This is a genomic window from Metalysinibacillus jejuensis (assembly GCF_003057615.1).
Lineage (GTDB): Bacteria > Bacillota > Bacilli > Bacillales_A > Planococcaceae > Metalysinibacillus > Metalysinibacillus jejuensis.
Genome location: NZ_QAFW01000113.1, coordinates 1 through 1,796, shown reverse-complemented (window position 1 = coordinate 1,796; position 1,796 = coordinate 1). Strand labels below are relative to the sequence as shown.

Annotated in this window: 2 protein-coding genes and 1 pseudogene; 1 reads left to right on the top strand and 2 read right to left on the bottom strand. The window is 36.6% G+C overall.

Features of this window, described 5'->3' with window-relative positions:
• Window positions 1-221, top strand: a pseudogene (locus DDE80_RS15500) (IS4 family transposase); the annotation flags it as partial.
• Between the two features lie 738 nt (window positions 222-959).
• On the opposite strand, the gene DDE80_RS14235 reads toward DDE80_RS15500, so the two are convergent.
• A complete protein-coding gene (locus DDE80_RS14235; protein ID WP_153060929.1) occupies window positions 960-1,184 on the bottom strand; it encodes a hypothetical protein in 225 nt (74 codons plus the stop codon).
• A 7-nt stretch (window positions 1,185-1,191) separates the two neighbouring features.
• On the bottom strand, window positions 1,192-1,796 hold a 605-nt coding region (locus tag DDE80_RS14230), incomplete at its 5' end, for an Rpn family recombination-promoting nuclease/putative transposase (protein WP_153060928.1).

Genomic DNA, 1,796 nt, shown 5'->3' with positions numbered 1-1,796 from the left:
CTAAAAATGCGGTATTTAGTCAGCTTTTCGCCGCGTTAATTGCCTATGTTTTATTAAAGTTTTTACACAGCCGCATTCAATTGAAATCAGACGTAGACTCCTTGTCATTCGCAGGTTTTACACGCCTATTTCTTTGGCATGCGCTTCCGGTGAAATGGCGAACGTACGTCGAAGAAATCTTATCATCAGCTCGGATGATTTATCAAAAAAGTGTTACGTGATTTTGGCTAATCAACACGCGTGCTATTATATGTTACTGTTGATTTTAAATTTTCAGGGACTTTAGTTACTTTGATAGCATTACCGTATTGGTCTTTTGCATCGAAGTAGATGTCTTTAACAGCACTTGCCTCTGCATCTTTAGCTGTTGCTGTAAGTTCTTTAGTTGTTACTGTGAACGTTTTAGCGTAAGCTTCTTTTGTTTTTGCTGTTACTTCTTTAACTGGTAATGCTAAGTCTTTTGATGCAAGTTGATATACTTCTGCATCTACTAATTTAGCGTCCTCAGCTAATGCAAATGTTGCCTTGCCATCTTTTAATGATTTAAATGTTGCTACGAGTTCTTTACCATCTTTATCAGTAAGTGTAAGTGTTGTACCCTCTAGGTCTTCAGCAGTAACATCTTTACCTACTGTAACTTCAACAGATGTTTCGTTATTCGCCTAAACCTCATGAGTAAATAGAGTCTTTCAAAGCCTATGAATCATAAGGGTTTTACTATGTACGTTTGTTGTTTCCCTATAAAAGATATACCATTATTCCACATACCCTATGAAATAAAAATAAAAAAAATATAGCATTTATGCAGAGTAACCTGCGATTGCTTGTTACTCCATGGCAAAATAAAAATAGCGAGCAACCGGCTGTATACCAAGCAGTACCTAGCATACCCGATTTCCCGCTACTTTCCATCAACCCCATAGTGATAACTGACTATCTCTCTACTCAGCAAGCAGCCGTTACTGAATTTGCTTCTTGATATTATCACATTCTTCAATAATAAAGTCTGCCCAATAAGCTGGAGGATAATGTTGCACAAAATTGATATCCTCTTCATACATTTCATAAAATGATGATGTCTCCATAAGCTCCTTAGGGTTACCCCCATTAATCTTGCCAATAATCTCAGCTACTTCATCAAAAAAGCGATAATCATACTTAGTGTAATTTATCGATATTCTCAATGTGATGTTATGCCTTACTTTGTTTGAATGATGCAATAATAGCTTTAACTCTTTCCTCACTATAGCCTGTTAATAAAGCTAATGTAGTGACATCTACACCATTTTCATAGCCATTACGTATCGTTTCTTTTTTACCTTCTTCAATGCCTTCTGCTTTACCTACCTCAATACCTTCTTCAATGCCTTCTTCTTTAGCATGAAGTATGCTTAATTCATGATCCTCGATAGCTTTTAAACGTGAATGATACGCTATCACTGTCTCAGGCGTTTGACTTAATTCTTCCCATGCCGTAAAGGCTTCAAGTAAACGTTCATCTTTCATCGCTAGCTCCTCCAGTTCTTCATAAATTTCATCATACACACGTTGCTTTCTAGCATCGACCATACCTAATAATAATAACCATCGTACTAAAACATCATCGAGGGGATTGACCTTATCTTCATGCCAAGCTTGAATAAACTTTTTCATCTCAATGAAATGAATCTCTAAGACATCATCTTGCGCATCGAGTCGCTCTAGTGAACTATCTTCATATAAATGGTACGTACTATGATAATTCGCTGACTTTGAGAACAAGGTGAAATCACAAATGTTGATAGTAATCGTCGGTA